At 43.4% G+C, this 5,370-nt stretch carries 2 protein-coding genes; both read right to left on the bottom strand.

The genetic code is table 11. The features are described 5' to 3' along the window. Positions 1–121: 121 nt before the first annotated feature. Complete coding sequence (gene purF, locus CK510_RS25565; RefSeq protein ID WP_095724350.1) at positions 122–1,615, bottom strand: amidophosphoribosyltransferase; 1,494 nt, start codon at positions 1,613–1,615, stop codon at positions 122–124. 205 nt (positions 1,616–1,820) lie between these two features. Beyond that, a complete protein-coding gene (gene purL / locus CK510_RS25570) occupies positions 1,821–4,226 on the bottom strand; it encodes a phosphoribosylformylglycinamidine synthase subunit PurL (RefSeq protein ID WP_095724351.1) in 2,406 nt (801 codons plus the stop codon). Positions 4,227–5,370 lie beyond the last annotated feature (1,144 nt).

Genomic DNA, 5,370 nt, shown 5'->3' on the forward strand with positions numbered 1-5,370 from the left:
TACCCCTACAATTGTGGAGAATTTATTTCTTGGTGTTCCCTAACTAAACTTCAGCGCTAGATATAACCTTTAAACGCTGAAGCCAGACTATTTTTTTGCAAAGTTGGGAATAAAGGCTTTGCTACACCGTCACCTTCTCCAACACCAACTTAGAACGTTTCACATTTTCGGGAATGGCAACGGGATAATTACCTGTAAAACAAGCCGAACAAAAATTATCGGTATCTTCCCGCGTCTCCTCTAACATCCCTTCCCAACTCAAATAAGCTAGACTATCTACTTCCAGTTGTTCGGCGATTTCGGCAACTGACATCCTCGCAGCAATTAGCTGGTCTTGAGAATCGGTATCAATGCCGTAGAAGCAAGGATGAGTAACAGGTGGTGAAGAAATCCGCATGTGAACCTCAACTGCACCAGCATCACGCAGCGCTTTGACTAATTTGCGGCTTGTGGTTCCCCTAACTATCGAGTCATCGATAATTATTACCTTTTTGCCCATCAGTACATCCTTAAGCGGGTTCAACTTCATCCGAATACCTTGCTCACGCATGGCTTGGGTTGGTTGAATGAAAGTACGTCCGACGTAACGATTCTTAATCAAACCCTCAGCGTAGGTGATACCCGACGCTTGGGAGTAACCGATCGCAGCTGGAATACCCGAATCCGGTACACCAAATACAATATCTGCATCCACAGGGGATTCTTCCGCGAGTCTTCGTCCCAAGCGCATCCGATAGCTATATAATGTCTCGTTGTGCATTAAACTGTCGGGACGGGCAAAATATATCATCTCAAAGACACACAGCTTTCTTTCCGGCTGTTCGATCCAATGATAAGATGCCATCCCAGCTTCGGTAATCCAAACCATTTCACCAGGTTCCACATCCCGCAAATAATCAGCACCAATAATATCCAATCCGCAAGTTTCCGAAGCTAAGACGTAGCGAACTGGATTTTCACCCAGGGTACCAATAACAAGCGGACGAATCCCGTTGGGGTCACGTACACCCATTATTCCCACAGGAGTACCAATTACCAAGCTATATGCGCCTTTACAACGATGGAATGCCTGAATCGCGGCATCTTGCCAATCCGCTCCTGCGTTGACTTGTTGTGCGATCGCATAAGCTATCATCTCGGAATCGGTTGTCGTTACCAAGTTGATATTATCGTTCACCAATTCTTCACGCAATTGCACTGTATTGACTAAATTGCCATTATGTGCTAAAGCAAGTTTACCCAGTCGTGTTTCCACCACCGCAGGTTGAGCATTAACCCTGCGACTCGATCCAGTGGTCGAATAGCGGTTATGACCGATGCCGATTGTGCCGGGTAATTGGCTCAAAATCGTCTCGTTAAAAACTTGGGATACCAAACCCATATCTTTGTGCAAATGAACCTTTTCACCCTCAAATGTGGCGATACCAGCCGATTCTTGACCTCGGTGTTGTAGTGCGAACAAACCGAAATAAGTTAGCTTGGCAACGTCTTCGCTAGGTGCATAGATACCAAAAACCCCACAAGCCTCCTCTGGCTTATCTGGTCTTTCTTCCTGATGAGTTGGCTCATTTGAGTGAGAGTCTAAATCCAAAGTGGTGAAATGGTCGGGATTCATTGCTAGCTCTGCTCCTGATGCATGAGGGTGTAGAGTCACTGATGATGAGGTCAAAATTTATGTCGCTGGGTAGAGGAAGAAATCTTAAAAATTTCTTAACCGCCTATTAAAACAGTACCTTAAAACCTGAGTAATTAGTCCTATCAATATCGGATATAAGTACAAAGTATGAATGGGATAAACTTTACTTATAGCGAGTATTTAGCTAACATTCCAAAATTAATCGACGTTCGATTGCATGGAAAAACTTATCTGACATCTCCTTAATCTTAACCTCGATTAAGGTTTGGTCATCACTTGTTGAAATCCGCAAACCATTGTCGAGATTACCAACCTTGCCAATTTTTTGCCATTGATGATCGAGATTTTCCGTGAGGTAATTTTCCCAAGTTTGCTGTTTTTCTGGGGATACGGAAACCAAAATTCTCGCACCACCTTCACCAAATAGGGTTTCGTCCCAGCGATAAGTCGTATCTGCTGGTAAATCTAAACGAATTTCTGCACCTAGTTCGCTACCGATAGAAGATTCTGCGATCGCAACAATTAAACCACCTTCAGCACAATCATGGGCGGAATTGACCAAACCTTGGGAAATCCCTTGACGACAAGCTTTTTGTACCCGGCGTTCTAAATCAAAATCGACACGGGGAGGTTTGCCAGCAACTGTATTGTGAATCGTAGCTAAATATTCAGATGCTCCCAATTCTACTTTTGTGTTTGTGCTTGGATTTATGTTTGGATTTGTGTTTGGATTTATGTTTTGACTTACAGGTAAACCCAATAAGTAAATAAAATCACCCTCATTTTTCCAAGCTTGACCGCAAATTTTCGCCAAATCTGCAATTAAACCCACCATTCCCACAACTGGAGTTGGATAAATTGGCTGAGTATTTCCCTCGGAATCAAGCGTTTCATTATACAAAGAAACATTTCCACCCGTCACAGGTGTATCAAATTCACGACAACCTACCGACAAACCCCGACAAGCTTCCGCTAACTGCCAATAACCAATCGGTTTTTCTGGACTGCCAAAATTCAAATTATCTGTCACAGCCAAAGGTTCGGCACCCACACAAGATAAATTACGTGCAGCCTCTGCCACAACAGCCTTCGCACCCTCATAAGGGTCAAGATATACATAACGCGGATTGCAATCTACAGTTGCCGCAACACCAGTTTTGATTTCCACATTATTACTTCCCGTTCCTCCAGATTCCAAAGGACGTAAGCGAATTACAGCCGCATCAGCCCCACCAGGAAGCATCACCGTATTATTCTGAACTTGGTAGTCATATTGACGATAAACCCAACGTTTCGAGGCAATTGTTGGAGTATCAAGCAAAGTCAATAAAACATGATTCCAACTTTGCAACTTACCCTCAACTTCAATTCCCTTTGCGGAACAGTTGGGCAATAAATCAACTGTCCATTCCCAAGCTTTGCGAGCATATTCCGGCGCTTCCTTAAGTACTTCCCTTTCATACAAAGGAGTATTTTCCGACAAAGCAGTTGCGGGAATTTCCGCAGCAATTTTCCCTTCAAAGAAAATTCTCACAATCGGTTCTTCAATCACAGTCCCCGCCACAACCGCTTGCAATCCCCAACGGTGGAAAATATCTATTAATTCCTGTTCCCGTCCCTTGTGTGCAACAAATAACATCCGCTCCTGAGACTCAGAAAGCAAATATTCATAAGGCACCATCCCATATTCACGCACGGGAATTTTATCTAAATCAAACTCAATCCCAACCCCACCTTTTGCAGCCATTTCCGATGTTGAACAAGTGATACCAGCAGCACCCATATCCTGTGCTGCCACCACTGCACCCGTTTTAAAAGCCTCCAAACAAGCTTCAATCAGGGACTTTTCCAAAAATGGATCGCCAACTTGCACTGCAGGACGATTATCCATCGATTCATCACTAAGTTGGGCACTGGCAAAGCTGGCACCACCCATCCCATCCCGTCCAGTTGTCGAACCCACATATAACACAGGGTTGCCAAAGCCAGCAGCACCCGACTTGACAATTTCGGGTGTTTCCATCAACCCCAATGCCATGACGTTAACTAGGGGATTTCCAGAGTATGCGGGATCGAAATAAACTTCACCACCAACCGTGGGAACCCCAACACTATTGCCGTAGTGAGATATACCAGCAACAACTCCTTGGAAAAGTCTTTGGGTTCTCGAATCTTCCAATGAACCGAATCGCAGCGAGTTTAATAGGGCGATGGGACGCGCACCCATTGTAAAAATATCTCTCAGTATGCCACCAACCCCTGTCGCTGCACCTTGGAATGGTTCAACTGCCGAGGGGTGATTGTGGGATTCGATTTTAAATGCCAGTTGGAAGCCGTTGCCTAAGTCTACAACGCCAGCATTTTCACCGGGACCAACGAGGATGCGATCGCCTGTGGTGGGAAACTGTTTTAGTAATGGTCGAGAATTTTTATAACAGCAGTGTTCCGACCACATTACGCCAAACATGCCCAGTTCCGCTTTGTTGGGATGGCGACCTAATCGTTTGACTATATCTTCGTATTCTTCGGGTTTGATGCCTTCCGAGGCGATTTCCTGGGGAGAAAATGGAGGTTGTGAGGAGACGGTCATGTTAACAATGCACCAAGGGGACAGAGAAATATTCTATCGAGTTCTGAGACATTCATGTAATAGCAAAGAAGCAATTATCTCGCCCAATGATTTGATGCTCATCAAACTAGTTAATTAGTCAAGCTTGATTGTTGTGTGATTTGACCAAGTGATGCGATCGCAATTTATCCTTAAACAGCCATTAGTCTCACAACAGCAGTTTCATAAAAAATAGCTTGTGATGAAAATCACACTAACCCATTGATTCAGATCGTCTTCTGATAATCAGTATGCTGGAATAATAAAAAGTAACTGAACTCTAGCCGAGTCATTAATAGGGAACACACTAAGCGCCGTCAGCCTTTCACAAGGACTGTCGGTTTTTTATTTTTTGATTTTATGATGGCGACACAAAAATTAGGTTGTGTGACGAGAATCACAGCTAAACACGATTTAAATCCTGTCATCACCCAGATATTTAGGCATAATTACGTATAACTGAACTCTAGCCGAGTCATTAATAGGGAACACACTAAGCGCCGCCAGCCTTTCACAAGGACTGTCGGTTTTTTATTTTTTTGATTTGCAATAACTACACAAAAATTAGGTGTGTGACAAGAATCACAGCTAAACATGATTTGAATCCTATCATAACCCATAGTATTTAGGCATAATTACGTATAACTGAACTCTAGCCGAGTCATTAATAGGGAACACACTAAGCGCCGTCAGCCTTTCACAAGGACTGTCGGTTTTTTGTATTTAGGGAGGGGTAATCCTAGGGTGTTGATTTTGTGCCTTTCGAGGGGGTAAAAATTCATGCAAAATCTCTGGTATCTATTTGGGACAAAAGCCTATATTGCATGGGCTTTGCGTGTACATGTATCCAAAATTTGCATGAACTAAAAACGAGGAAATTCCATCAAAATCAACACCCTAGTACAGTTTGGCGTAAATATGGCTACCATTTAGGGCTTGAATTTAGTCCTCTTTTAGAGGACTTTCGCTATTAGACAGAGGTTTATAACCGAATGGCTCTGACGGGTTTGGTATTCACAATAGTCGGTTTACTTGCGCCGTGTTGTACTACCTGAGTTCGATATAACAGAAACGCTTAGAAATAAGTTGTAATCAATATTCTATCAATTAGTGCTTATTATTGACA

It is taken from the genome of Brunnivagina elsteri CCALA 953 (assembly GCF_002289455.1).
GTDB classification, from domain to species: Bacteria; Cyanobacteriota; Cyanobacteriia; order Cyanobacteriales; family Nostocaceae; genus Brunnivagina; species Brunnivagina elsteri.

Bases quoted from the DNA above. Each gene is read 5' to 3' on its own strand.
- purF (WP_095724350.1), bottom strand. From the start codon at position 1,615: ATGAATCCCGACCATTTCACCACTTTGGATTTAGACTCTCACTCAAAT.
- purL (WP_095724351.1), bottom strand. From the start codon at position 4,226: ATGACCGTCTCCTCACAACCTCCATTTTCTCCCCAGGAAATCGCCTCG.